Origin of the sequence: Bacillus crepusculi (genome assembly GCF_014764715.1) — a bacterium.
GTDB lineage: Bacteria > Bacillota > Bacilli > Bacillales > Bacillaceae > Bacillus.
In genome coordinates, this window is record NZ_JACXXE010000002.1 from 486,801 (window position 1) to 512,297 (window position 25,497).

At 43.0% G+C, this 25,497-nt stretch carries 26 protein-coding genes and 1 pseudogene; 23 read left to right on the plus strand and 4 right to left on the minus strand.

The window, feature by feature from the left end; genetic code table 11:
- Window positions 1-4: 4 nt before the first annotated feature.
- From IEE86_RS06390 to IEE86_RS19310, 4 genes and pseudogenes are all read left to right on the plus strand, one after another.
- On the plus strand, window positions 5-598 hold the full coding sequence (locus tag IEE86_RS06390; RefSeq protein WP_318010257.1) for a sugar transferase: 594 nt from the start codon (window positions 5-7) through the stop codon (window positions 596-598).
- Window positions 561-1,250 (plus strand): acetyltransferase, encoded by a 690-nt coding sequence (locus IEE86_RS06395; protein ID WP_191096456.1) that lies wholly within the window; start codon window positions 561-563, stop codon window positions 1,248-1,250. The genes IEE86_RS06390 and IEE86_RS06395 overlap by 38 nt, the downstream gene beginning before the upstream one ends.
- A complete protein-coding gene (locus IEE86_RS06400) occupies window positions 1,247-2,425 on the plus strand; it encodes a DegT/DnrJ/EryC1/StrS family aminotransferase (protein WP_191096457.1) in 1,179 nt (392 codons plus the stop codon). Before IEE86_RS06395 ends, IEE86_RS06400 begins: the two co-directional genes overlap by 4 nt.
- A 103-nt stretch (window positions 2,426-2,528) precedes the next feature.
- Window positions 2,529-2,663: pseudogene (locus tag IEE86_RS19310) on the plus strand (MATE family efflux transporter); the annotation flags it as partial.
- Window positions 2,664-2,687: 24 nt separating this feature from the next.
- Here the strand turns inward: IEE86_RS19310 and yvfG are convergent.
- The gene (gene yvfG / locus IEE86_RS06405) at window positions 2,688-2,903 is read right to left on the minus strand and encodes a protein YvfG (protein WP_024423509.1); all 216 of its coding nucleotides are present in this window, start codon (window positions 2,901-2,903) and stop codon (window positions 2,688-2,690) included.
- 70 nt (window positions 2,904-2,973) lie between these two features.
- On the opposite strand from yvfG, the gene rpoN reads away from it, so the two are divergent.
- Complete coding sequence (rpoN, locus tag IEE86_RS06410; protein ID WP_191096458.1) at window positions 2,974-4,272, plus strand: RNA polymerase factor sigma-54; 1,299 nt, start codon at window positions 2,974-2,976, stop codon at window positions 4,270-4,272.
- A 170-nt stretch (window positions 4,273-4,442) separates the two neighbouring features.
- Window positions 4,443-5,165: a FadR/GntR family transcriptional regulator gene (locus tag IEE86_RS06415; RefSeq protein ID WP_191096459.1), complete on the plus strand. Its 723-nt coding sequence runs from the start codon at window positions 4,443-4,445 to the stop codon at window positions 5,163-5,165.
- A gap of 241 nt (window positions 5,166-5,406) precedes the next feature.
- On the opposite strand, the gene IEE86_RS06420 is transcribed toward IEE86_RS06415, so the two are convergent.
- Entirely contained in the window at window positions 5,407-6,843 is a 1,437-nt protein-coding gene (locus IEE86_RS06420) for a sigma-54 interaction domain-containing protein (RefSeq protein WP_318010258.1), read from the minus strand.
- 208 nt (window positions 6,844-7,051) lie between these two features.
- On the opposite strand from IEE86_RS06420, the gene IEE86_RS06425 reads away from it, so the two are divergent.
- The 13 genes from IEE86_RS06425 to IEE86_RS06485 all read left to right on the plus strand — a co-directional run bounded on the left by IEE86_RS06425 (window position 7,052) and on the right by IEE86_RS06485 (window position 20,611).
- Entirely contained in the window at window positions 7,052-8,245 is a 1,194-nt protein-coding gene (locus IEE86_RS06425; RefSeq protein ID WP_191096460.1) for an ornithine--oxo-acid transaminase, read from the plus strand.
- 137 nt (window positions 8,246-8,382) lie between these two features.
- Window positions 8,383-9,768: an amino acid permease gene (locus IEE86_RS06430; protein ID WP_224740851.1), complete on the plus strand. Its 1,386-nt coding sequence runs from the start codon at window positions 8,383-8,385 to the stop codon at window positions 9,766-9,768.
- A 345-nt stretch (window positions 9,769-10,113) separates the two neighbouring features.
- Window positions 10,114-11,151 (plus strand): sugar-binding transcriptional regulator, encoded by a 1,038-nt coding sequence (locus IEE86_RS06435; RefSeq protein ID WP_008347711.1) that lies wholly within the window; start codon window positions 10,114-10,116, stop codon window positions 11,149-11,151.
- A gap of 31 nt (window positions 11,152-11,182) precedes the next feature.
- Window positions 11,183-12,190: a type I glyceraldehyde-3-phosphate dehydrogenase gene (gene gap, locus IEE86_RS06440; protein ID WP_007500174.1), complete on the plus strand. Its 1,008-nt coding sequence runs from the start codon at window positions 11,183-11,185 to the stop codon at window positions 12,188-12,190.
- A 213-nt stretch (window positions 12,191-12,403) separates the two neighbouring features.
- Window positions 12,404-13,588 (plus strand): phosphoglycerate kinase, encoded by a 1,185-nt coding sequence (locus tag IEE86_RS06445; RefSeq protein ID WP_017359212.1) that lies wholly within the window; start codon window positions 12,404-12,406, stop codon window positions 13,586-13,588.
- Window positions 13,589-13,618: 30 nt separating this feature from the next.
- Window positions 13,619-14,380, plus strand: a complete 762-nt coding sequence (gene tpiA / locus IEE86_RS06450; RefSeq protein ID WP_017359213.1) for a triose-phosphate isomerase — start codon at window positions 13,619-13,621, stop codon at window positions 14,378-14,380.
- On the plus strand, window positions 14,373-15,908 hold the full coding sequence (gene gpmI / locus IEE86_RS06455) for a 2,3-bisphosphoglycerate-independent phosphoglycerate mutase (RefSeq protein ID WP_191096462.1): 1,536 nt from the start codon (window positions 14,373-14,375) through the stop codon (window positions 15,906-15,908). Before tpiA ends, gpmI begins: the two co-directional genes overlap by 8 nt.
- A 30-nt stretch (window positions 15,909-15,938) precedes the next feature.
- Window positions 15,939-17,231, plus strand: a complete 1,293-nt coding sequence (gene eno, locus IEE86_RS06460) for a phosphopyruvate hydratase (RefSeq protein ID WP_003212752.1) — start codon at window positions 15,939-15,941, stop codon at window positions 17,229-17,231.
- A 250-nt stretch (window positions 17,232-17,481) separates the two neighbouring features.
- The gene (locus IEE86_RS06465) at window positions 17,482-17,748 is read left to right on the plus strand and encodes a hypothetical protein (protein ID WP_191096463.1); all 267 of its coding nucleotides are present in this window, start codon (window positions 17,482-17,484) and stop codon (window positions 17,746-17,748) included.
- An 82-nt stretch (window positions 17,749-17,830) separates the two neighbouring features.
- A complete protein-coding gene (locus IEE86_RS06470) occupies window positions 17,831-18,598 on the plus strand; it encodes an ATP-binding cassette domain-containing protein (RefSeq protein WP_191096464.1) in 768 nt (255 codons plus the stop codon).
- Window positions 18,570-19,967 (plus strand): hypothetical protein, encoded by a 1,398-nt coding sequence (locus IEE86_RS06475; protein WP_191096465.1) that lies wholly within the window; start codon window positions 18,570-18,572, stop codon window positions 19,965-19,967. Before IEE86_RS06470 ends, IEE86_RS06475 begins: the two co-directional genes overlap by 29 nt.
- Entirely contained in the window at window positions 19,964-20,329 is a 366-nt protein-coding gene (locus tag IEE86_RS06480; RefSeq protein WP_191096466.1) for a hypothetical protein, read from the plus strand. Before IEE86_RS06475 ends, IEE86_RS06480 begins: the two co-directional genes overlap by 4 nt.
- Window positions 20,330-20,611 (plus strand): hypothetical protein, encoded by a 282-nt coding sequence (locus IEE86_RS06485; protein ID WP_191096467.1) that lies wholly within the window; start codon window positions 20,330-20,332, stop codon window positions 20,609-20,611.
- A gap of 22 nt (window positions 20,612-20,633) precedes the next feature.
- Here IEE86_RS06485 and IEE86_RS06490 read toward each other — a convergent pair whose 3' ends face one another.
- Window positions 20,634-21,098, minus strand: a complete 465-nt coding sequence (locus tag IEE86_RS06490; protein WP_191096468.1) for a GNAT family N-acetyltransferase — start codon at window positions 21,096-21,098, stop codon at window positions 20,634-20,636.
- Window positions 21,099-21,249: 151 nt separating this feature from the next.
- On the opposite strand from IEE86_RS06490, the gene IEE86_RS06495 reads away from it, so the two are divergent.
- Entirely contained in the window at window positions 21,250-21,882 is a 633-nt protein-coding gene (locus IEE86_RS06495) for a MarC family protein (protein WP_191096469.1), read from the plus strand.
- A gap of 60 nt (window positions 21,883-21,942) precedes the next feature.
- On the opposite strand, the gene IEE86_RS06500 is transcribed toward IEE86_RS06495, so the two are convergent.
- A complete protein-coding gene (locus IEE86_RS06500) occupies window positions 21,943-22,479 on the minus strand; it encodes a GbsR/MarR family transcriptional regulator (protein WP_191096470.1) in 537 nt (178 codons plus the stop codon).
- A 269-nt stretch (window positions 22,480-22,748) separates the two neighbouring features.
- Here IEE86_RS06500 and IEE86_RS06505 point away from each other — a divergent pair, with 269 nt between their 5' ends.
- The 3 genes from IEE86_RS06505 to IEE86_RS06515 are packed head-to-tail and all read left to right on the plus strand — an operon-like array spanning window position 22,749 to window position 25,492.
- Entirely contained in the window at window positions 22,749-23,894 is a 1,146-nt protein-coding gene (locus IEE86_RS06505; RefSeq protein ID WP_191096471.1) for a betaine/proline/choline family ABC transporter ATP-binding protein, read from the plus strand.
- A gap of 13 nt (window positions 23,895-23,907) precedes the next feature.
- A complete protein-coding gene (locus IEE86_RS06510; RefSeq protein ID WP_191096472.1) occupies window positions 23,908-24,561 on the plus strand; it encodes an ABC transporter permease in 654 nt (217 codons plus the stop codon).
- A gap of 13 nt (window positions 24,562-24,574) precedes the next feature.
- Window positions 24,575-25,492, plus strand: coding sequence for an osmoprotectant ABC transporter substrate-binding protein (locus tag IEE86_RS06515; RefSeq protein WP_318010259.1), 918 nt, complete (start codon window positions 24,575-24,577; stop codon window positions 25,490-25,492).
- Window positions 25,493-25,497 lie beyond the last annotated feature (5 nt).

Here is a 25,497-nt window from a genome sequence, read left to right on the forward strand (position 1 = left end):
AATGATGAAAAGAATGATAGATGTGATCGTGGCATTGACTCTGCTCATCGCAGGCAGCCTTCTTTTTCTACTCATCTATGGACTCATTAGGTGGAAAATTGGTGCGCCTGTGGTGTTTCGGCAGAAGCGGCCAGGTCTGTATGGACAGCCATTTATGCTATATAAATTTCGGACGATGACCGATGAACGCGATGAACACGGCGTGCTGCTACCAGATCATCTTCGATTAACAAAAACGGGCGCCTTGATTCGCAAGCTTAGTCTTGATGAATTGCCGCAGCTAGTGAATGTACTCAAAGGAGAGCTCAGTCTCGTTGGTCCAAGACCACTTTTGATGGAGTATTTGCCAATGTATACAGAAGAGCAAGCGAGGCGTCATCTTGTGAAGCCTGGCATGACTGGATGGGCACAGGTGAATGGGAGGAACACCCTCTCCTGGGAGGAGAAATTCACCTATGACCTCTGGTATGTCGAGCATCAATCGTTTTGGCTTGATATAAAAATTTTATGGATGACCTTGCTCAAGGTCATCAAAACAGAGGGGGTGCAGCAGCCGCATCATGCCACAGCTGAAAAATTCAAAGGAACCGATATGTAATGAGCAAGCCATTGGTGTAATTGGGGCTGGCGGGCATAGCAAAGTCATTCAGGATTTGATTGCTGCACACCCCGATTACTCATTATGTGCCGTATTAGATGATCAATTTAAAGAGGCAGTCACTCAGAGCGGCATTTTGTATGGTCCGATCTCCATGAGTCAGCATTTAAGAGAGAACATGCCTCATACCAAATGGCTGATTGCCATTGGACAAAACGAAATCAGGCAGATGGTAAAGGAGCGTCTCAAGTTTGAAAGTATGGCGTTTGCCACACTCATTCATCCAGAGGCGATCATGAGCCCATCAGCTGAGATCGGAAGGGGAACTGTCGTGATGGCAAGGGCTGTTGTTCAAGCCGATGCAGTGATCGGTGAACATGCGATTATCAACACAGGGTCTATTGTGGAGCACGATTGCTTACTTGAATCGTTTGTGCACCTATCACCAGGAGCCGTTCTGACTGGCTGTGTTTCCGCCAGAGAGGGTGCTCATATTGGGGCAGGTGCCGTGGTGACACCTTGTACTTCTATTGGGAGCTGGACAGTCATTGGCGCAGGAGCTGCCGTGATCCATGATATACACGATCAGAAGGTCGCAGTAGGCGTTCCTGCAATGGAAATCAAAGATCGGAGAGAAGGCGGGAAATCATGAAAGAAAGAAAGCGAATCTACTTATCTCCTCCTCATATGAGCGGAAGGGAGTATATGAAAATAGAGGAGGCCTTCAAAAGCAATTGGATTGCGCCGCTAGGGCCTCTTGTTAATCAATTTGAGCAAGTGGTCGCGGACTATGCAGGGGTGAAGAAGGGAGCGGCTTTGTCTTCAGGAACAGCTGCAATTCATCTCGCTTTAAAGCTCATTGGCGTTCAAAAGGGAGACGTCGTCTTTTGCTCCAGCCTCACATTTGTGGCAACTGCAAACCCTATTTTATATGAACAAGCGACGCCCGTTTTTATTGATTCTGAAAGGGACACGTGGAATATGTGCCCGCTTGCTTTAGAGAAAGCCTTGATCGAAGCAAAACGTCTTGGGAAAAGGCCCCGTGCGGTCATTGTCGTTCATTTATACGGACAAAGTGCGAAAATGGACGACATCATGGCGCTTTGCGAAGCGTATGATGTGCCGATCATTGAAGATGCGGCTGAATCGTTAGGAGCTCTATATAAAGGAAGAAAAAGTGGCTCAATGGGCAGGTATGGCGTCTATTCCTTTAATGGAAATAAAATCATTACAACGTCAGGGGGCGGCATGCTTGTGAGTGATGATGAAGATGCAATCGAGCGCTGCCGCTTCCTCGCTTCACAGGCAAGGGAGCGTGCCATGCACTATGAGCATCAAGAGATGGGATACAACTATCGAATGAGTAACCTGCTGGCAGGTGTAGGGATTGCACAAATGGATGTATTGGACGAGCGGGTGGAACAAAAGCGCCGTATTTTCCAGCGTTATGAGGACGCATTATCCGGAGTAGGGGGTCTTCATTTGATGCCAGAATATAAAGAAACGAAGTCCAACCGCTGGCTGACGACATTGACCATTGATCGTGATGCGCAGATGTCTCCGGTGGACATCATTGATGCGTTAGAAAAAGAACAGATTGAAGCAAGGCGTGTATGGAAACCACTGCACCAGCAGCCGCTCTTTCGTAATTATCCATTTTATACAGCCGCCAAAGGGACCCCTGAATCCGAGCTATTGTTTCAAACAGGTCTGTGTCTTCCATCTGGAACAAGCATGACGGATGCAGAACAGGATCGTATCATTGATACACTGCATGAAGTCCTGCAAGAAAAAACATTCACCTCTTCACAGGCTGCTCGTTCATAAGCAGCCTGCCTCTCTTTTGATCAAATTCTTCATTTTGTTGAATATAACGTAATATGTATTGTGATTTCATTTCAAATATGATATTGACAATGGCGTCCTTCCTCCTTTACGGCATAATCACGGACTATGGTTTGCCTTTATCATCTATACGGTAGGACGGTCTGGCTTTTTGATGATGTATCAATCAAAGCTGGATCAGAAGCTTTTCGCACATGACAAACACCCTTTGTCATCGTGACAAAGGGTGCTCCATTTCGTCCATTCATTCGCTTTCTTTTTTCACCTTTTGATAGGCCTCATCAAGATGCTGAATTCGCTTCAATACAACAGCGTTTTTGGTTAGCTGGTCCTGAACAAGTGTGGACACCACTGAGCGGTAGTATGCATTCATAGCATGAACCTTGTCTTCATTTTGGTTCATGGCGATGTGCTGTTTCAAGTTGTCGACAAAGTATGGAACGGAAAAAAGTTCAGACATGGAAATCACTCCTATTTCGTATATACGGTCCGTCAATCTTCATGTAAAATGATGAGAGGGAGGGGAGACTATGAGCCTTAAACTGCAACAAGAACAAGTATTAAAGCAAGTGCTCACACAAGAACTTAGGCAGGCCATTACACTGCTACAGCTGAATTGCGCTGAGCTTGGCGAGTATCTTGACCAGTTAGCGCTTGATAACCCTCTGATTGAGCGGAAAGACACGGACAGCTACCAACCAGTTTATCATAAAAAATCACAAGATCGAATGACAGAGCCGTATTGTACGCATCAAAAAGAAAGCCTGCAAATGGTTTTAAAAAGACAGGCTATTGATTTAAATTTAAGTGAAAGGAATCAAAAGATTTTTCACTTTATGATTGAGTCCATTGATTCCAATGGCTATCTAAATGAACCGGTTGATGCAATGGCCGATGTTTTAAAGGTTTCGGCAGAGGAAGTAGAAGCCGTCCTTCATCAGCTTCAATCATTAGAGCCTGCCGGTATTGGCGCAAGATCATTGCAAGAGTGCATCCTGCTTCAGCTTAGAAGAAAAAAGGAGCGCTGGTATGAAGCTGAGCTGATCATTGAAGAGCATTTTTTTCTTTTTGCAAGGAAGGCTTGGAAAGAGATTGCGGCGAAAACAGGCGTTTCAATGAAAACACTTCAAGCGATACAAGATGAGGTCTCACTGCTTGAACCAAGACCAGGTCTTCATTTCTCAGATGAAGATCAACATGTGTATATTGAGCCTGATGTGTATATCACGGTGATGCAGGATCATATCAGCTTTGAGCTGAATCAGCGTGCTTTTCCTGACGTTGAGATGAATGAAGGATATTTCGCTATGATTCAAGACCAAAGGCGACATGAAGCATATGCATATTTAAAGGAAAAAGAGCAGCAGTACAACTGGCTAGTCCAAGCGCTGAAGCAGAGAAAACAAACGATGACCCATGTCGTTCGTGAGATTATCTTACATCAGACTGATTTTTTCCTTACAGGGAAACATAAAATGAAACCGCTTACGATGAAGCGAATCGCAGATATATTGCAAGTGCATGAGTCGACAGTCAGCCGGACGGTCAAAGGGAAAATGGTGCAAACCCCTTATGGTTTAATGGAAATGAAACAATTTTTCCAAGCAAAACTAGAAGGACATTCGCTAGAAGAGGCGTCCAGCTACACAGTCAAGACGCACATCGCAGAGCTGATCCAAACGGAAAATAAGAAAAAACCGTATTCGGATCAGCAAATCATGACGCAGCTTCAGCAAATCTTCGGCATCCGCGTTTCGCGCAGAACCATTGCCAAGTATCGTGAACAAATGAATCTTCCGTCATCCACGCTACGGAAGCGCTATGATTAAAAAGAAGCACATGCCAGAAAAATGGCACGTGCTTTTTTTTGTTGAGAGGAAGGATGCCCGAAGATTTCTTGAAAATTGAGGAGGGGCCACGTGAGATCGGAAATTTTGGGGTAAAGTATAAGATAGGGCATGAGTCGATGAGATAGACAACAGTGATGAGGTGAGACCAATTGAAATATAAACAAATTAAACCAAAAAAAATATATGAAGAAATTGCAGATGCATTAGCTGAATCCATTCGTACAGGTGAGCTTCTTCCTGGGGAAAAATTAGATTCGGTTCAAGCGCTCTCTGAAAGCTTTCAAGTCAGCCGTTCGGCTGTGAGAGAGGCGCTATCTGCTCTGAAGGCGATCGGATTAATCGAAATGAAGCAGGGAGAAGGCACGTATGTAAAGCAGTTCGACCCTGATCAACTCACACTTTGCGTATCTTCCGCATTTTTGATGAAGCAGCAGGACGTTGCGCAGCTCCTTGAAGTGAGGTCAATCATTGAAACAGGTGTTGTCAAAAAGGCGGCGCTGCTTCGAACGGACGATGATCTTCATCACCTGCGTGAGGCTCTTGAACAAATGAAGCTGGCAGAAGCGCATGAAGAAATTGGTGAAAAGGCAGATCTCACATTCCATCTCGCCTTAGCCACAGCCTCAAAGAATGATTTGCTAAGGGCATTAATGAATCAGGTCTCAGCCTTGTTAGTAGAAACGATGCGTGAAACGAGAAAAGTGGTCTTGTTTTCAAGGAAAGCCTCTATTCGTCAGCTTTATAAAGAACATGAACAAATTTACAAAGCCGTCGAGGCAAGACAGCCAGAGGAAGCGGAGAGAGCGATGCTCACACATTTGAAAAATGTAGAAAGACTGTTGAGTGATGTACTGCAAAAACCAGCAGAGTAGTCAGGTGCACAATAGGCTGTACCAAATAAGGGAACAGCTCCAGCGCATAAGACACCTCCTCGCATTCTTTGTCAGGGCAGCGCGCCGACTCACGAATGGTCACATTCGCTCCGGTACTCGTCCTTCCTAGGGATGAAAAGGTTTTCATGCCACGTTAAAAAGAAGTCAAAGAGCTAAAATAAAGATCATTTTAGCCCTTTGTCAACAAGTTGAAGCTGTGCTAAATAGGGGCACAGCTCTATTATTGACGAGAAATATGTAGCTTTTTCATTCGATATTGCAGACTTTGCCTGCTCATGCCCAAAATCTTTGCAGTCTGTGAAATATTATCGTCCATTTGATCTAAATAATGGACGATGTATTGTTTTTCGAATTGTTCCATTTGGGTTTGGAAATCAGTCGTATGCTCTGGGCTTGTGTACATAAAGGTGTCAGCTTTTTGCTGCAATGGCTGTGCCTGCATTTGTGTAGCCGGGCGACCTGCCCCGTGCTTGAACCTGAAATGATAGGGAAGGTGATGCATGCTTAAGTATGCTTCATCCATCATCATGTTCATCCCAGCCTCAATTACATGCTCCAGCTCTCTTACATTGCCTGGCCAATCATAGGCTTGAAAAAGGGCAAGCACTTCTTCATCAGCCGCCTTCACATTCATCTGAAACAGCTCATTATATTTTTGAATAAAATGACTGACAAACGTAGGAATATCTTCCTTGCGCTCAGAAAGTGGCGGGATAAATAAGGTGACAATGCCTAATCGATAAAATAAATCCTTTCGCATGCGTCCACCTGCAATCGCATCCACAGGGTCTTCATTCATATTAGCAATGACCCTCACATCAACGGCAATTTCTTTTGTACTGCCTAACCTTCTCACACTTTTCTCCTGCAAGACGCGCAGAAGTTTCGCTTGAAGGGCAGGATTTAAGGAGTTGATCTCATCTAAAAGCAAAGTCCCTCCCTGCGCTTGTTCGAATAAACCGGGCTGATCTGTCGCCCCAGTAAAAGCACCTTTTTGCGTACCAAAAAGCAGACTTTCAATCAGATTATCAGGCAGTGCCGCACAATTCTGGGTGATAAATGGTCCAGATGAACGGCTGCTGCCGTTATGGATGCTTTGAGCAAATAGTTCTTTTCCTGTCCCAGTTTCCCCAACAATGAGGACATAAGAAGAGGTGCGTGTCGCCCGTTTTGCATGCTCAATCACTTCTAAAAATGCAGGACTTTTTCCAATGATCGAATCAAAGGTAAAGCGTGTATTTCCTTTTTTCTTCATATTGTGGTGAATCAGCCGTTCCAGCTTGGTCACATCATTTGAAATTTCAACCGCTCCTTGAATGAGACCGTCTCGAACGAGCGGGTATGTATGGTTAATCGTTGTGATTTCTTTGCCGTTGTAATTATGATACGTCTGTTTTGCATGAACGGTTTGTTTCCCGGTTCGCAGCGCTTGAACAAGCGTACTGTGCATCTCGTCTTGAAATGTGAAGAAGTCGAGTACATTTTTATGGAGGACATCTGAACGTTTTAAAGATTCAATTTCCATCATTTTTTTATTATAAACAACAGTATTGCCATTCTCGTCTATGGCATGAACCCCGACATCAATTAGATCGAGCATTTGTTTATACAGATCAATCTCATTTTCCAGCTTTGCAGTATGCGGATCTTTTTTCACTTGCGCCACCTCCAGACATTACTTCTATTTTACACGAAAAATTTTGCGGTTTCCTCTAAAAAATTTTGCGTATGCAAAAATATTTTGCGTGAAAAATTGAAGCAAACCTCATCATGAGGCGATCAGAAAGTTGGCACGATCCTTGCATATATGAATGAAGAAAAGAACCGACTGGAAAGAAGCCAGCTTATAGAAGGAGGAACATATGATGACACAGACAAATGAATTGATTCAACAAACAGAGCAATACGGTGCGGCGAACTATCATCCACTGCCAATTGTCATTTCAGAGGCTGAAGGGGTTTGGGTAACGGACCCTGAAGGTAATCGATATATGGATATGCTGAGTGCGTATTCCGCAGTCAACCAAGGACATCGCCATCCCCGTATTATTGAAGCGCTCAAAAAACAGGCAGACCGTGTGACGCTTACCTCGAGAGCTTTTCATAATGATCAGCTCGGTCCTTGGTATGAGAAAATTTGTAAACTGACGAATAAAGACATGGCACTGCCGATGAATACAGGAGCTGAGGCTGTAGAAACCGCTGTAAAAGCTGCAAGGCGCTGGGGCTATGACGTCAAAGGAATCGAAGAGAATCGAGCGGAAATCATTGCGTGTGTCGGGAATTTTCACGGCCGAACGATGACGGCTGTTTCTCTTTCTTCTGAAGCAGAATATCAAAGAGGTTTCGGTCCGATGCTTCCCGGCATCAAATTAATTCCTTACGGAGATATGGAAGCGTTACGTGAAGCCATCACGCCACAAACAGCGGCTTTTCTTATTGAGCCGATACAAGGAGAAGCGGGCATTGTGATGCCGCCAGACGGCTTCTTGAAAGAAGCGAAGACACTTTGTGAGAAGGAAAATGTATTATTTATCGCAGATGAAATTCAAGTGGGATTAGCGCGGACAGGCAAGATGTTTGCCTGCGACTGGGAAGAAATTGAGCCAGATATGCTGATTCTCGGTAAAGCACTTGGCGGCGGAGTATTCCCGATCTCGTGTGTCGTGGCAAACCGGGATATTTTAGGTGTGTTTAACCCTGGGTCTCATGGGTCTACCTTTGGCGGAAACCCTCTAGCGTGTGCGGTGTCGCTTGCTGCACTGGATGTCTTACTAGATGAGAAGCTTGCAGAGCGCTCAATGGAGCTTGGCGAATATTTCAAAGACAAACTATCACGCATTCAAAGCCCTGTGATTAAGGAAGTGCGCGGACGCGGACTATTTATCGGCATGGAGCTGACAGAGGCAGCTAGACCCTATTGTGAGAAGCTCAAGCAAGCAGGGCTGTTATGCAAGGAAACGCATGAAACAGTGATCCGCTTTGCTCCGCCGCTCACCATTTCAAAAGAAGATTTAGATTGGGCGATTGGCCATATTGAAGCATTGTTTCAAGCATAAATGTAAAAAGGGAGAAGTCTAACATTCTCCCTTTCTCTTTCAACGAGCGGCGAATTTTGTCAAAGGATGATGAATAGAAGAGTGAAAGTGGGGAAGCGGATTTGAAGCAAGATCAGCATAACGAACTAGAGCGTTCCATGAAAAGCAGACATCTCTTTATGATTGCCTTAGGCGGCGTCATCGGCACGGGCCTTTTCCTTGGGTCAGGACTCATTATCCACCAGGCAGGACCCGGGGGAGCCATTCTTTCGTTTATCATTGGCGGGCTGTTAATGTATTTGGTCATGCTGTGTCTTGGTGAATTAGCAGTGGCTATGCCGACAGCCGGTTCCTTTCAAGAGTATGCAACCAAATATATCGGCCCGTCCACAGGCTTTATGATCGGCTGGCTTTATTGGTTTAGCTGGGCGTGTACGATTGGACTTGAGTTTACATCGGCAGGTATTTTACTCCAAAGATGGTTCCCAGATATCCCAGTTTGGCTTTGGTGTCTTGCATTTAGCGTGATTTTATTTGCCGTGAATGCCATCTCAGCACGTAGCTTCGCTGAAACAGAGTTTTGGTTTTCGGCCATCAAGGTGGCTGCTATCCTGTTGTTTATTATCGTTGGAATTGGCGCAATTTTCGGAATGATTCATTTGAAAGATGGAGAACCAGCCCCTCTATTTCGTCATTTGACGGATCATGGCGGCCTTTTTCCTAATGGTGTTTTTGCCATTTTATTAACCATGGTCACGGTCAATTTCTCCTTTCAAGGAACAGAGCTTGTAGGGATCGCAGCAGGAGAGAGTGAAAGCCCTGAAAAAACATTGCCTCGATCCATACGGAATATTATTTGGAGAACGATGGTCTTTTTCGTCTTATCTATTGCAGTTCTAGCCGCACTTCTTCCATGGCAGACAGCCGGTACTGTCGACAGTCCGTTTGTTGTGGTACTGGACAAGGTCGGTATTCCATATGCCGCAGATATAATGAATTTTATAATCATCACAGCCGTCTTATCTGTAGCGAACTCTGGATTATATGCATCATCACGTATGCTCTGGTCATTATCGAAAGACGGAAAAGGGCCTGCTTTTACGAAAAAGCTGTCCAAGCGTAAAATTCCGATCAATGCACTATTGGTGACAATGGGCGTATCGGCTCTATCTTTGCTCACTAGTGTTGTGGCACCAAAAACGGTATACGTCTGGCTCATTTCGATTTCTGGTATGGTTCTTGTTGTTGTCTGGATGTCCATTTGTTTGTCTCAGTATTTCTTTAGAAAACAATTTACGAAAGCGGGCGGAGATGTAAAGGATCTCGTCTTCCGTACACCGCTATATCCATTTGTGCCATTGGCAGGCTTTATCGCCTTTGGCATCGTCCTCATCAGCTTATTCTTTATTGAGGATCAGCGAATTGGTCTTTATTGCGGAATTCCATTCATGGCCGCTTGCTACATGATTTATTATTTGAAAATCAAACCGAAGGAAGATGCAAAACGGTTTGCTGAAGAGGAAGGAACCATCACAAAAACATAAGCAGGTTTCGTCTTCCATCACGCTAAACAATACAAAAGTCTTCTTTATCAACAAAAGGTGTATGCTGGTCACTAGCATGCACCTTTTCAAAGCTGAATTCATATAATATAGAAGAAAATAAATATTTTGAAAGAAATATCATCGCAAAAACCTTGATGACAAGCAGGTTATCGGTGAAAATGTGTCTATTTTTTGTCTAAATGTGTTTGTAAGAGTTGAAAATGCAAGATGATCCTGTTAAAATAATTAAAGAAAGCAGGGATTGATTTTTTTTGGCTGTGGCGGGACGTTTTTTGTCACAGTGGGACGTTTTTAGTCCAACGTGAAAAGAAAGGGTCGTTAGCCATGAATCGTTTATTGGAAGCTCAAAAAAAATTATTACCAGATCTTCTCACAGTTATGCAAAAGCGCTACGACATTTTGCAGTACATCAGATTAGCGGAACCAATTGGTCGCAGAAGTCTTGCGACAAGTCTTGGTCTCAGTGAACGTATCTTAAGAGCTGAAGTTCAGTTCTTAAAGGAACAAAATCTGCTGGATGTCAAAACGAGCGGTATGATGCTGACGACTGAAGGTCATGCTTTGCTTGAAATGCTTGAAGGAATGATGAAGGACGTTTTAGGTTTAACCTTTTTGGAAAATACATTAAAGAGGAAATTAGGCCTGGAAGAAGTCATCATTGTTTCTGGTGACAGCGATGAATCCCCGTGGGTGAAGCAAGAAATGGGAAGAGCTGCTGTCCAATGTATGAAAAAAAGGTTTACTGGAAATAATATCGTCGCCGTCACTGGCGGAACGACGATGGAAGCTGTTGCCGAAATGATGACCCCTGATGCCAAAAATCGCGACATGATGTTTGTCCCTGCGAGAGGCGGTCTTGGGGAGAATGTAAAAAATCAGGCAAACACCATTTGTGCCCACATGGCTGAAAAAGCTTCCGGTACTTACAAACTGCTGTTTGTTCCAGGACAGCTGTCAGAAGGTGCTTACTCTTCCATTATTGAAGAGCCGTCCGTCAAAGAAGTGCTTCAAACAATTAAATCATCCACGATGCTTATTCATGGAATCGGTGAAGCAAAAACAATGGCGATGAGACGAAACACACCCGCTGAAGATTTAAAAAAGATTGATGAGCATGACGCAGTGACAGAGGCTTTTGGCTATTACTTTAATCGTGATGGCGAGGTCGTCCACAAAGTGCACTCCGTCGGCATGCAGCTAGATGATTTAGAAAGCATTCCACACATCATTGCTGTTGCAGGTGGATCATCAAAGGCTGGGGCCATTGAAGCTTATTTCAAAAAACCCCGCCGAACGGTTCTCGTCACAGACGAAGGAGCCGCAAAAGAGTTATTAAGGGAGTCAATAGATCCCTCAATATAAAACATTGTGACCTATAAAAGGAGGAAACATCATGGCAGTAAAAGTCGGTATTAACGGATTTGGACGTATTGGACGTAACGTATTTCGTGCAGCATTAAACAATCCTGAAGTTGAGGTAGTAGCGGTTAACGATCTAACAGACGCTAACATGCTTGCACACCTTTTACAATATGACTCTGTTCACGGAAAACTAGATGCAGAGGTTTCTGTAGACGGTACGAACTTAGTAGTGAACGGTAAAACAATCGAAGTATCAGCTGAGCGTGACCCTGCGAAATTAAGCTGGGGTAAACAAGGCGTAGAAATCGTTGTTGAATCTACTGGATTCTTCACAAAACGTGCAGACGCTGCTAAACACTTAGAAGCTGGCGCTAAAAAAGTCATCATCTCTGCTCCTGCTAACGAAGAAGATATCACAATTGTTATGGGTGTAAACGAAGACAAATACGATGCAGCTAGCCACGATGTCATCTCTAATGCATCTTGTACAACAAACTGCTTAGCTCCATTTGCAAAAGTACTTAACGATAAATTTGGTATCAAACGCGGTATGATGACAACTGTTCACTCATACACAAATGACCAACAAATTCTTGATCTTCCGCACAAAGACTACCGTCGTGCTCGTGCAGCTGCGGAAAACATCATCCCAACTTCTACAGGTGCTGCGAAAGCTGTTTCACTTGTATTGCCTGAACTTAAAGGTAAATTAAACGGTGGCGCTATGCGTGTTCCAACACCTAACGTTTCTTTAGTTGATCTTGTTGCTGAATTAAATCAAGATGTGACAGCTGAAGACGTAAATGCAGCACTTAAAGAAGCGGCTGAAGGAGAACTTAAAGGAATCCTTGGCTACAGCGAAGAGCCATTAGTATCTGGTGACTACAATGGTAATGCAAACTCTTCAACAATCGATGCTCTTTCTACAATGGTAATGGAAGGCAGCATGGTGAAAGTCATTTCTTGGTACGATAACGAGAGTGGATATTCTCACCGCGTTGTTGACCTTGCAGCTTACATTGCAAAACAAGGTCTTTAATTTCTCACACTGAAGGAACTCACTTGGTTCTTTCCTAGAGACACGATATAATGAAGACGGACAAGGGAAGGGGAAGCATCCCTTTCCCTTTTTCTCTGTATTTATCCGTTCTGCACGATTTCTCGTTTTGATGAGGGCAAAATGGGAAAAGGATAAAGAGAGACTTGTCCAATGCGTAAGGAAACCAGAATAAAGGAGGATCTCTTGACGAGCATGAATAAGAAATCAGTAAAAGACATTGACGTAAAAGGTAAAGTTGTGTTCTGCCGCGTAGATTTTAACGTTCCAATGAAGGACGGAAAAGTGACGGATGATACTCGTATTCGCGCAGCATTACCAACGATTGAGTATTTAACAGGACAAGGCGCAAAGGTACTACTAGCTAGTCATTTGGGTCGTCCTAAAGGTCAAGTTACTGAAGAACTGCGTCTGACACCTGTAGCAAAACGTCTGCAAGAGCTTCTTGGACAAGAAGTGAAAAAAGCGGATGAAGCATACGGTGATAACGTGAAAAAGCAAATCTCTGACTTAAAAGAAGGAGATGTGCTAGTGCTTGAAAACGTTCGTTTCTATCCTGGTGAAGAAAAGAACGATCCTGAATTATCAAAAGCGTTTGCTGATTTAGCCGATGTGTATGTCAATGATGCGTTCGGTGCTGCACACCGTGCACATGCATCCACAGCTGGTATTGCAGCGTATCTTCCGGCTGTTTCAGGCTTCCTCATGCAAAAAGAGCTTGAGGTTCTAGGAAAAGCCATTTCAAACCCTGATCGCCCATTTACAGCGATTATCGGTGGGGCAAAAGTAAAGGATAAAATCGGTGTGATTGAAAGTCTTCTTGATAAAGTGGACAACCTGATCATCGGCGGCGGACTTGCTTATACATTTGTAAAAGCACTCGGCCACGAAGTAGGGAAATCTCTATTAGAAGAAGACAAAGTAGATTTAGCGAAATCCTTTATGGACCGTGCAAAAGAAAAAGGCGTGAACTTCCTGATTCCAACAGATGTTCTGGTAGCCGACGACTTTTCAAATGATGCGAATACAAGCATTGTGCCAATCTCTGAAATTCCAAGTGATCTAGAAGCACTTGATATTGGAACAGAGACAAGAGAGAAGTATGCTGATGTCATTAAAAACAGCAAACTTGTTGTCTGGAACGGACCAATGGGTGTATTTGAAATCGATGCATTCGCTAAAGGAACAAAAGCAATCGCAGAAGCACTGGCAGAAGCAAAAGATACATATTCTGTCATTGGCGGTGGAGATTCAGCAGCAGCTGTTGAGAAATTTGGTCTTGCCGATCAGATGAGCCATATTTCTACAGGCGGCGGCGCTTCACTTGAATTTATGGAAGGCAAAGAACTTCCAGGTGTGACTGCATTAAACGATAAATAAGACCAAAACTGCTATAAGGAAGTGTCAATCATGAGAAAACCAATTATAGCTGGGAACTGGAAGATGAACAAAACACTTGGTGAAGCTGTAAGCTTCGTTGAAGAAGTCAAGTCATCTATTCCATCTCCTGACAAAGTGGAATCTATTGTCTGTGCACCAGCCCTTTTCCTTGAAAAGCTGAACAGCCTTTCTAACGGAACAGACCTTAAAATTGGTGCACAAAACATGCACTTTGAAGAAAACGGTGCATTCACTGGTGAAATCAGCCCTGCTGCGCTTAAAGATCTTGGCATCGGCTACTCAGTGATCGGTCATTCAGAGCGCCGCGAATTCTTCGCTGAAACAGATGAAACAGTGAACAAAAAAGCACATGCTGCATTCAAGCATGGCATCGTTCCAATCATCTGTGTAGGTGAAACGCTTGAAGAGCGTGAAGCAGGCAAAACAAACGAACTTGTCGCTGATCAAGTGAAGAAAGCACTAGCTGGTTTAACGAAGCAGCAAGTCGCTGAATCTGTGATTGCCTATGAGCCAATCTGGGCGATCGGTACAGGTAAATCTTCTACAGCAAAAGATGCAAACGATGTTTGTGCGCACATTCGCCAAACGGTTGCAAGCGAATTTGGTCAAGAAGCGGCAGACAGTCTTCGCATTCAATATGGCGGAAGCGTGAAGCCGGCGAACATTAAAGAATATATGGCAGAATCCGATATTGACGGTGCTTTGGTAGGCGGGGCAAGCCTAGAACCTCAGTCTTTCGTTCAATTATTGGAGGAAGGTCAATATGAGTAAGAAACCAGCTGCATTAATCATCTTAGACGGGTTCGGTTTAAGAGGCGAAACAGTCGGAAACGCTGTTGCACAAGCGAAGAAACCGAACTTTGACCGCTACTGGAACGAATTCCCTCATCAAACCTTAACGGCTTCAGGTGAGGCAGTAGGTCTCCCGCAAGGTCAAATGGGGAACTCTGAAGTTGGGCATTTGAACATCGGTGCAGGACGCATCGTGTACCAAAGCTTAACAAGAGTGAATGTGGCCATTCGTGATGGGGAATTTGAGAAAAACGAAACGTTCCTAGATGCAATGACTTATGCAAAAGAGAATGACAAAGCCCTTCATTTATTTGGTCTCTTGTCAGATGGCGGTGTGCACAGTCACATCCAGCATCTATTTGCATTGCTGAAACTAGCAAAAAAAGAAGGCTTAACAAAGGTGTACATTCATGGCTTTTTAGACGGGCGTGATGTTGGTCAAAAGACAGCCAAAGTATACTTAAAACAGCTTGAAGAACAAATCAAAGAAATTGGTGTCGGTGAAATTGCAACACTTTCTGGACGCTATTACTCAATGGACCGTGACAAACGCTGGGATCGTGTGGAAAAAGCGTATCGCGCAATGGCGTATGGTGAAGGCCCAACTTATCAAAACATCTATGATGTCGTTGATGACTCCTATGAAAATGGAATCTACGATGAATTCGTTATTCCATCTGTCATAACGAGAGAAAATGGTGAGCCAGTTGCAAAAGTAAACGATGGCGATTCTGTGATTTTCTACAACTTCCGTCCAGACCGTGCCATTCAAATTTCGAACACATTCACAAACGAAGACTTCCGCTCGTTTGACCGCGGAGAAGCACATCCGAAGAATTTACACTTCGTCTGCTTCACACACTTTAGTGAAACGGTTGATGGCTATGTCGCCTTCAAACCAGTGAACTTGGATAACACAGTAGGTGAAGTGATTTCTCAAAATGGATTGAAGCAGCTGCGGATTGCTGAAACAGAGAAATATCCTCATGTGACGTTCTTTATGAGCGGTGGACGTGAAGAAGAATTTCCTGGTGAAGACCGCATCCTGATCAATTCACCAAATGTGGCAACCTATGACTTAAAACCGGAAATGAGCGCTTACGAGGTAAAGGATGCACTTGTTGAAGACATCAATGCCGACAAGCATGATGCGATCATTCTAAACTTTGCTAACCCGGATATGGTGGGTCATTCAGGGATGCTGGAGCCAACCATTAAAGCCATTGAAGCAGTAGATGAGTGCTTAGGAGCTGTAGTCGACGCAATCCTAGCTAAAGGCGGACATGCCATCATCACGGCAGACCACGGTAACGCAGACGTGCTGATTACCGAAGAAGGCAAGCCGCATACTGCACATACGACAAACCCTGTTCCAGTGATCGTAACGAAAAAAGGTGTGACGCTAAGAGAAGACGGCATTTTAGCCGATCTATCTCCAACGCTTTTAGACTTACTTGGTCTTGAAAAACCAAAAGAGATGACAGGAACATCATTGATTCAAAAATAAAAAAATTGATTCAAAAGGAGAGAAATAACGATGCCATACATTGTTGACGTATATGCACGCGAAGTATTAGACTCTCGCGGTAATCCAACAGTTGAAGTAGAAGTTTACACAGAATCTGGCGGCTTTGGCCGTGCATTAGTTCCAAGTGGTGCTTCTACTGGTGAATATGAAGCAGTAGAACTACGTGATGGAGATAAAGACCGTTACCTTGGAAAAGGTGTTCTTACAGCTGTAAACAACGTAAACGAAATCATTGCACCAGAGCTTTTAGGCTTTGACGTAACAGAACAAGTAGCGATTGACAAAATGTTAATTGAACTTGATGGAACAGAAAACAAAGGGAAATTAGGCGCAAACGCAATCCTTGGTGTATCTATCGCTGTAGCACGTGCGGCTGCTGATTTCTTACAAATTCCACTTTATCAATACCTTGGTGGCTTCAACTCCAAAACGCTTCCAGTGCCAATGATGAACATCGTCAATGGCGGAGAGCATGCGGATAACAACGTAGACATTCAAGAATTCATGATTATGCCTGTAGGTGCTCCGAACTTCCGTGAAGCACTTCGTATGGGCGCACAAATCTTCCATAGCCTGAAATCTGTATTAAGCGCAAAAGGCTTAAACACAGCTGTAGGTGACGAAGGTGGATTCGCTCCAAACCTTGGTTCTAACGAAGAAGCCCTACAAACAATCGTTGAAGCGATTGAAAAAGCTGGCTTCAAACCAGGTGAAGAAGTGAAACTTGCGATGGATGCTGCATCTTCTGAGTTCTATAACAAAGAAGACGGTAAATATCATTTATCAGGCGAAGGTGTTGTAAAAACATCTGCTGAAATGGTTGACTGGTATGAAGATATGGTATCGAAATACCCAATCATCTCTATCGAAGACGGCCTTGATGAAAACGACTGGGAAGGTCACAAACTGTTAACTGAGCGCCTTGGCAGCAAGGTTCAGCTAGTAGGAGACGACTTATTCGTAACGAATACGAAGAAGCTTTCTGAAGGGATTAAAAATGGTGTCGGTAACTCCATCCTGATCAAAGTAAACCAAATCGGTACATTAACTGAAACATTTGATGCAATCGAAATGGCAAAACGCGCAGGATACACAGCAGTCATCTCTCACCGTTCTGGTGAAACAGAAGACAGCACAATTGCAGACATCGCCGTTGCAACAAACGCTGGACAAATCAAAACAGGTGCTCCGTCTCGTACGGACCGTGTGGCGAAATACAACCAATTACTACGCATCGAAGATCAATTGGCTGAAACAGCACAATATCACGGCATTGCAACATTCTATAACTTGAATAAGTAATGTTAGTAGCGCGCTGCGTTCCGCTCTTTTATGAGAGTGGACGCAGCGTTTTTTTTTTTGTGTTCATTAAGTATTCCATTTGTCATATCCTATTTTTGTAAAAAGTAATTCTTCTGTCATTGAGAAGCTGGCAAAAATGCCAATATATAAGAAAGAAATCATGAAAAAATTTCTAAAAATATGAATCATTTTGAACTTATGTTTCATGTATGAAGGTGCTATTGTTTTACATATATTAGGAGGTGTTGAGATGCTGAATGCTTTTAGTCTTCGTTTCCCTGTAAGTGTGTACATGTATGTACTGCATTTATTGGCAGCCTATGATGAAAAGAAGCAACGAATCCTAACTTCTCAGAATGCACAGAAAAATTCATTTTGGATTTATGTTCTTGCAGTTATTTTAGGTGTGGTGACATTTGCAGCACTCGTTTGGGCATGCAAAACATTTGGAAAAGGCTCTAAATTTGCAGGGCAATTCAAGTTTTTAGGCATGTACATTAAAATCAAATGCGGTTGAGTTTTTAGCAGATATAAGGAACAGATGACGAGATCATGAAGTGGAGTCATCTGTTCTATCTGAAACAAACGGAGGAAGCATGATGCTGACATTACAATTAAAAGAAAAAACGTATAGCCGCACCTTTTCTCTCCGCAATATTCAAATGAATGTGGAGAAAGGAAGGACGATGCTTCTTTTGGGGCATAATGGTGCAGGAAAAACGACGATCATTCAATCCATGTTTGGGCTGACACCATTTACAGGGTGCGTATCCTTAAATGGTCAACAGCTGAACTTTCAATCCTCAGCACATATCTCCCTTTTGAAAGAACATGTTTCCTATATTCCTGATGACCATGCGTTGTTCGATTATTTAACGCCAAGAGAATATTTTCAATTACTCCAGCTACCACATGAGCAAGATGTCGCGCGAGAAGAGACTTTTATCGATCTATTCGAGCTAAGCCCGTATATGGATCAGCCAATCGCTCAACTGTCCCATGGCAATCAAAAGAAAACGCAGATCATTTCACAGCTCCTCAGGCCATGCGATTATTATGTGTTCGACGAGCCAACGAATGGGCTTGATCCAGATATGATGATCATCTTAAGAAAGGTGCTCATGAAGCTGAGAGATCAAGGTGCAGGTATCCTCATTTCAACCCATCATTTGAGCTTTGGTGAGACATTGTATGATCACCTCATGATCTTAAGAAATGGTGATGTAAAGCTAGATATGACTCGTCAAGAAACAAGTCAGACATTTTCTCAACAAGCACTTGAGGACATTTATAAAGAAGTGAATCGAGACTACTATATTGAGGTGGAGAGGTTACTCAATGATTTGGACACGACACGTTCTTCATAAAATAGAATGGGGGATGCTGGCAACAAGAGGAAAGCAGCTTGGAAAGAAGTATCCTTTACAGCTTCTCACAGCAGCCGTTTTTTTCTTGCTGATGTATGCCATGTATGTCGTCATGAGCTTGCGCTTTTTCATGCAGACAGGAGATAGCGAGCCAACTGCTTTATACCTCCAGTTTGTCAAAATATCACTCATCCTTTTGGGGGCAGGCATTGTTTTTTCCCGTCATAAAATGAAGCGTCAGGAATATCAATTCTACTTTTTGAACAGTGCGATGCAAAGTGTGTCATTTGTCCTTTGTGTGTATTTCTTTCCAGTGGTCTTTTGCTTCCTTGTGCTTGGACTGCTTTTTTTACCGATTGTATTAGGACTTTTGATCAGCGGCGTTACACCATCTCTGTATTGGATGATGGTTGTGTGCATCACTTGCTGTGTATTGGCGCTGTATGCGCTCGCTTCTTGGATGCTGATGCGAATTGGTGTGAGCCGTGTTGTATCGAAAACAAAAGAGCATTTGCTGCTGCAAACGCTCGGTTTTGCGCTGCTTAACGTATTGGTGTTTCTCCTTTTTCAAAAAGCGATTGAGATGATTCGCATATGGCCGTCTGTCTATTTCGTGCTTCTTCTGATCTTATTATGCGCGGGATGGCTATGGCTGAAGGGGTTGGCGGCTTGTTATGTCAACCGGATGTTTTTGCAGCTGAAAGCAGAGGTGAAGTCGTTTTCTTACAACAAAATCAGAACGCAATCTTCATTTCTGACTCATCTGCGGCAGGAATTTGTTTATTTTAGCCGATCAGCTGTTTTTAAAGAACAGGGCATTTTGTTTCTATTTCTTGTTTGTTTGACGGCGGGGCTGCCAGTTGTTTTTTCTCCGGCAGAAACTGGCTGGCTGTATGCCTTTCTTGTACAGTTTGCGCTAAAGGAGATATTGGTGATGCTGCCGCTGATGATTGGCAGGGAATATCATTTGAATCAACGAGCCATCTTTATGTTCGATACATCTAAGGGCACTTATTTATCATCGAGAATTTTATTTTATTACGCAATCAATTTGCTGACATACTTTGTGTATATTGGGCTCGTTTATTTGGTGACAGGTATTGAAAGTGAAGGTCAAGGTCTGGCGAGCTTGTCTATTTTATTGATCACAGTGATGGCTGCATGTGTAGGGTTTGTTGTGAAAATCAATGAGTTTAATAAGCTGTTTGTCATCCTGATGATGATTGCTGTATTCAGCTTCATCGATATGCTTTTATTAGAGTGGCTTTCAGCAGATTTCTATCTTCTCGCCATCGCCTATTTGATTGGATCACTCGCATTCTTCAGCTGTATATATGCTGCTATGTTAAAGAGGCCAGTGCTGCGATGATGGAGCTTTTCATCAGTTTGATAGCGGTTGTGCTCATTCATGAACTCGGTCATATGCTGATGGTCATGGTGTGTAACAAGATCGAAGATAGACCATGTTTTGATTTTGTGGTGATGGTAGATTGGAAGCACGTGTCGGTCGTCCATGAAAAATTTGCCCGGCCTAGCTTCAATCTGCTGGTGGCACTTGCAGGTCCATTGTTTCCAGTGATCTGCTCTAGCATGCTTTTTTTGATGTGGAAGCATCCATTGAGTCATCCATTGCTGCTTTTTTCTTTACTGAACACTGTGATGCTGCATCCAGCTTGCCCAGACGGAAAAAATGTGACTGCCAGCTTAAAAGAGATGAAAGGAGAGAAATAGATGATCAAAGTATTTCATTCGTTTTCTAGCGGCTTAACACTTGCGATGCTGTATGTATTCGCTGTGTTTATGACCCCAGTATTTTTACTGCTGCTAGAGGTCAATCATGTTGAATCAAGTCCGACTGTGTTTGGCATGCCATTTTATATCATGAAAATTGAACAGTATCAATTCAGTTCAGAGGCGACTCTCTTTGGCTGCATGGTCTGCTTTCTAGCTGGCGCCTTACTCTACTTCTTGATTCAATATGTCATTCACGTCGTCAAAAAGCGCAAATCATAAAAAAAGCAGGCTGAGCAACAAGTCAGTCTGCTTGAAGAACAAGCGATAGCCGTACCATGTCCATGCATTGAATACCGTTTTCGTAGATCGGTTCATCATAATGCTTAAGGAAGAAATCATGATCAATGGACGTGAGGCGAAAGCCGCATTTTTGATAAAGTGCGAGCTGCTGAATACTAGAATTGCCTGTGCCAATTTCAATCGTATGAAAACCGGCGGCTTTGGCTTCAGCAATGGCATGGCGAATCAGCTGCTTCCCAATGCCTTTTCCTTGCCATGACTCCTTCACGGCGACATTCATGATTTCGACTGTATACTGAGACAGAGATGAAAGAACATAGACACCAATCACTTCCTGCTCATGAAAGGCGGTATAACAAGAGCCGGATTGCACATAGGCAAGAACCTTCTCCTTTGAAGGATCGGCTAAGAGTAAAAGGTCCATAGGGACAGATTGATCACGAGACAATGGCCGAATTTGTATCATTTTTTTCATCCTTTCTATTCTTTCATATCCTCTTGTTTGACACCCTATCATGGAACCTCTATTCACATCGGTTAAAGCCAAACAGGTTTTCACATATCAAGGGAATATTCACATCAGATTGGCAGACACTATGAAAAAAGGAGGGTGTCTGTTGATTTCCTTTATGATTCATGTCGTTGTGTCATTATTTGCTGTGTCAAACCCCATTGGAAATGTGCCTCTTTTCATTACCTTAACAGAGGGCTATTCAGAGAAAGAGCGCTCCCAGACGGCTAAAAAAGCCACGGTTGTATCTTTTATTATTTTGATTGCCTTTCTACTGGCAGGCAGACTCATTTTCAAGTTGTTTGGGATCGATATTCATGCACTCCGCATTGCCGGAGGTATTTTCATTTTTGGTATCGCTTACAATCTGCTGAATGCAAAGGAGTCCCATGTCCAAAACCCTCATTCGGACGAAAAGGCAGAAAGCATAGAGAAGGCAGATGTTTCTGTGACTCCGCTTGCGATTCCGATCATTGCAGGCCCTGGTACAATCGCCACAGTGATGAGTTTAACCCCAGGAAGTGAAGGAATGCTTCACATGTTTGCGATTTTCATCGGCATTGTCATCGTTCTTGCGATGACATATTATGCCTTTCATTATTCAAGTTTCATCATGCGGAAAATGGGGAAAACAGAGATGAATGTCGTCACTCGATTAATGGGATTAATTCTTGCTGTAGTGGCAGTTGAGATGATTGGCGCAGGCTTAAAAGGGATGTTCCCCGTGTTTATGTCATAAGTATAAGTATATGAAAAAAAGCTGTTTTTTTCTACAAGGATGTAAAATAAAACAGCTTTTTTAAGGTTTCGGCACATGCTTAAACACTTCTTCACTTTCGAAGAATTCAATTAAGCGGCTAATCCAATCATAGTAATCAAGACTTTCCTTTATTTCTGAAAGAAGCAGGTTGATTTTATCCTCTGTCTCTTCTGGCAAGTCTTCCTGTTCAAGAAGTTCCAGCAATTCCTTGCACGTTTTCTTATGTGCTTTGCGATTTTTGCTGACCACTCTTGACCAATTGGCTGCAAACAATGAAATAAATGTCTGGTAATGATCTTGTTCAACATCATACAGATCTTTACGTATTCCTTTTTCATAAACCTTTTCCGCGATATTCAAATCGAGCATTTCTCGAACGACTTGACTCATCCTCGTTTTGCTCATGCCGGTCGCCTCTGATAGCTCTCCTAGCGTCATTGGTTTACGGTTCATGTGAATGATACCAAGCACTCTACCCACTGTAGAAGAAAGACCAAAGGCATTCATATTCTCGGCAGCTTTTTCAATATAATGATCCTGTGCTTTTTGAATGGCACCTAACGCTAGCTTGTCCACTCCCCGCTTCATCCCTTCATGACTGACAATTTGTAACACAATATATCATATACCTGTTTGTGAATGAAAACAATAAATATTGAGTATTTGCTAGTAAATTGAAGGAAAAAGGAGGGATCTCTACATATCAGCCCGTTAACTGAAAATTTTTAATAAATGTTATGCAATACAAACATATCGTAAACTTTTTATTTTATAAAGTTTGCACTATAATGAATAAGGTGTAAATTTTCTGAAAATATATATCCGACTAATTGGAGGTGTCTCATTTGCTGAAACTAGAGAATGTATCAAAGACGTATAGAGGCGGAAAAAAAGCTGTCAAAAATATTGATTTAGAAATAGCAAAAGGAGAATTTGTTTGTTTTATTGGACCGAGTGGCTGTGGCAAAACGACAACGATGAAGATGATCAATCGACTCATTGAACCTTCCTCAGGAAACATTTTGATCGAGGGAGAAAACATTATGAAGAAGGACCCAGTCCGGTTAAGAAGAGAAATTGGTTATGTGATTCAGCAAATTGGGCTTTTCCCCCATATGACCATTGCACAAAACATTTCACTTGTTCCGAAGCTGTTAAAATGGCCGGAAGAAAAACGAAAAGAACGAGCGCGAGAACTGCTCAAGCTCGTCGACATGGGGCCTGAGTATCTCGAACGTTACCCGCATGAACTAAGTGGAGGACAGCAGCAGCGAATTGGCGTTCTTCGCGCACTAGCAGCAGAACCCCCTCTGATCCTCATGGATGAACCATTTGGTGCACTTGATCCAATTACACGAGATTCATTGCAAGAAGAATTTAAGAAACTACAAAAAACGTTAAATAAAACCATCGTATTCGTCACGCATGACATGGATGAAGCGATCAAACTTGCAGATCGAATTGTGATTTTAAAGGATGGAGAGATTGTCCAAGTAGGTACGCCGGATGATATTCTGCGTAACCCTGCCAATGAGTTTGTAGAAGAGTTCATTGGGAAAGAACGTCTGCTTCAATCAAATCCAAACATGGAACGTGTAGAACAAATGATGAACACGTCACCAGTCACCATTACAGTTGAAAAAACATTAACAGATGCTATCTACATCATGAGAGAAAAACGGGTCGATTCCTTGCTTGTAGTAGATGAACATCATGTGCTAAAAGGCTATATCGATATTGAAACAATCGATGCGAACCGCAGAAAAGCAGCCTTCGTTGGCGATATTTTAAATACAGAGTTCTATACCGTACAAGAAGGCGCACTTCTAAGAGACACGGTCCGAAAAATTTTAATACGAGGCATTAAATATGTACCGGTCGTGGATGCAGAGGGGCATTTAAAGGGCATTGTGACACGTGCAAGTCTTGTTGATGTTGTGTACGACTCCATTTGGGGAGAAGATACACCGGCTGTCACTGAAATGAACTAAGGGAGGTGTACACATGGATCAAATCATCGATTTTCTAGAGAAAAATGGTGGGGAACTCCTCACAAAAATGTGGGAGCATTTATATATTTCTTTAATTGCCGTCGTACTAGGCATTATTGTCGCCGTTCCTTTAGGCGTGATTCTCACACGAATGAAAAGAGGCGCAGGTTTTGTCATCGGTGTCGTGAATATCTTTCAAACACTCCCTAGTTTAGCGATTCTTGCATTTTTTATTCCTATTTTGGGGGTTGGGAAAATACCTGCGATCGTTGCTCTATTTTTCTATTCCGTTTTGCCTATTTTAAGAAATACGTATGCCGGCGTTCAAGGTGTGAACAAAAACTTGCTTGAATCCGGTAAAGGGATTGGCATGACGACGTGGGAACAAATTCGTCTTGTTGAACTCCCGCTGGCTGTACCAGTCATTATGGCAGGTGTCAGAACGTCAACGATTTATTTAATTGGCTGGACAACACTTGCTGCTTTTATCGGTGGAGGCGGTCTTGGTGACTATATTTTAATTGGACTCCAATTATACCAGCCGGAATACATTATTGCTGGTGCCATCCCGGTGACCATTTTAGCAGTTATCATCGATTTCACATTGATGAGGCTTGAGAAAAAAGTAACACCAGAAGGCTTAAAAGGATTGAAGGAAGTTTCATAAGGAGTTGGCTTATGTGAAGAATCGAAAAACAAAATGGATCAGTGCACTGCTTGCCGGATGCTTGCTATTGATGAGTGGATGTTCACTTCCTGGACTAGCCGGCTCCTCAGGGGGCACGCTGCGAATTGGAGCACAAAACTTTACCGAATCAGAAATTATGGCCTATATGGTTGGGGATATTATTGAGCATTACACAGACAAAAAGACGACCATTGTGAAAAATCTAGGCTCAAACACCGTGCAGCAGAAAGCGATGGAAAACGGAGATGTTGATATTTCTGCGACAAGATATACAGGGACAGATTTGACAAGTACACTCGGAATGGATGCGGAAAAAGACCCGAAGCGTGCGATGGAGATCGTTCAGAAGGAATTCAAAAAACGTTACGATTACAAATGGTTTGATTCCTATGGATTTGATAATACGTATGCTTTTGCTGTGACGCAGAAGATGGCGAAGGAAAACAACCTAGAAACAGTCTCTGACTTGAAAAAGAATGCCAAAAATTATCGGTTCGGTGTGGATAATATTTGGCTGAAAAAGAAGGGTGACGGGTATGAAGGGTTTGTGAAAACATACGGAATTGAATTTGGAAGCACATTTCCGATGCAAATCGGTTTAGTCTATGACGCATTGAAAAATGAAAAAATGGATATTGTACTCGCCTATTCAACAGATGGACGAATCAAAGCCTATAACCTTAAAATCTTAAAAGATGATAAACGATTCTTCCCGCCATATGATGCATCACCTGTAGTACCGGAAAAAGTGTTGAAAGAAAATCCAGGGCTGGACAAGGTCATCAACAAGCTGATTGGAAAAATCGATACAGAACAAATGCAAGAGCTTAACTATCAAGTCGACGGGGAGCTTCAGGAACCAGCGACCGTTGCGAAAAATTTCCTGAAAAAACACAATTACTTTGAGTAAGATTG

What these genes read in the sequence shown, in the direction of transcription:
- IEE86_RS06390 (WP_318010257.1), top strand. Translation starts at nt 5, where the DNA reads ATGAAAAGAATGATAGATGTGATCGTGGCATTGACTCTGCTCATCGCA.
- IEE86_RS06395 (WP_191096456.1), top strand. Translation starts at nt 561, where the DNA reads ATGCCACAGCTGAAAAATTCAAAGGAACCGATATGTAATGAGCAAGCC.
- IEE86_RS06400 (WP_191096457.1), top strand. Translation starts at nt 1,247, where the DNA reads ATGAAAGAAAGAAAGCGAATCTACTTATCTCCTCCTCATATGAGCGGA.
- yvfG (WP_024423509.1), bottom strand. Translation starts at nt 2,903, where the DNA reads ATGTCTGAACTTTTTTCCGTTCCATACTTTGTCGACAACTTGAAACAG.
- rpoN (WP_191096458.1), top strand. Translation starts at nt 2,974, where the DNA reads ATGAGCCTTAAACTGCAACAAGAACAAGTATTAAAGCAAGTGCTCACA.
- IEE86_RS06425 (WP_191096460.1), top strand. Translation starts at nt 7,052, where the DNA reads ATGACACAGACAAATGAATTGATTCAACAAACAGAGCAATACGGTGCG.
- IEE86_RS06430 (WP_224740851.1), top strand. Translation starts at nt 8,383, where the DNA reads ATGAAAAGCAGACATCTCTTTATGATTGCCTTAGGCGGCGTCATCGGC.
- IEE86_RS06435 (WP_008347711.1), top strand. Translation starts at nt 10,114, where the DNA reads ATGAATCGTTTATTGGAAGCTCAAAAAAAATTATTACCAGATCTTCTC.
- gap (WP_007500174.1), top strand. Translation starts at nt 11,183, where the DNA reads ATGGCAGTAAAAGTCGGTATTAACGGATTTGGACGTATTGGACGTAAC.
- IEE86_RS06445 (WP_017359212.1), top strand. Translation starts at nt 12,404, where the DNA reads ATGAATAAGAAATCAGTAAAAGACATTGACGTAAAAGGTAAAGTTGTG.
- tpiA (WP_017359213.1), top strand. Translation starts at nt 13,619, where the DNA reads ATGAGAAAACCAATTATAGCTGGGAACTGGAAGATGAACAAAACACTT.
- gpmI (WP_191096462.1), top strand. Translation starts at nt 14,373, where the DNA reads ATGAGTAAGAAACCAGCTGCATTAATCATCTTAGACGGGTTCGGTTTA.
- eno (WP_003212752.1), top strand. Translation starts at nt 15,939, where the DNA reads ATGCCATACATTGTTGACGTATATGCACGCGAAGTATTAGACTCTCGC.
- IEE86_RS06465 (WP_191096463.1), top strand. Translation starts at nt 17,482, where the DNA reads ATGCTGAATGCTTTTAGTCTTCGTTTCCCTGTAAGTGTGTACATGTAT.
- IEE86_RS06470 (WP_191096464.1), top strand. Translation starts at nt 17,831, where the DNA reads ATGCTGACATTACAATTAAAAGAAAAAACGTATAGCCGCACCTTTTCT.
- IEE86_RS06475 (WP_191096465.1), top strand. Translation starts at nt 18,570, where the DNA reads ATGATTTGGACACGACACGTTCTTCATAAAATAGAATGGGGGATGCTG.
- IEE86_RS06480 (WP_191096466.1), top strand. Translation starts at nt 19,964, where the DNA reads ATGATGGAGCTTTTCATCAGTTTGATAGCGGTTGTGCTCATTCATGAA.
- IEE86_RS06485 (WP_191096467.1), top strand. Translation starts at nt 20,330, where the DNA reads ATGATCAAAGTATTTCATTCGTTTTCTAGCGGCTTAACACTTGCGATG.
- IEE86_RS06490 (WP_191096468.1), bottom strand. Translation starts at nt 21,098, where the DNA reads ATGATACAAATTCGGCCATTGTCTCGTGATCAATCTGTCCCTATGGAC.
- IEE86_RS06510 (WP_191096472.1), top strand. Translation starts at nt 23,908, where the DNA reads ATGGATCAAATCATCGATTTTCTAGAGAAAAATGGTGGGGAACTCCTC.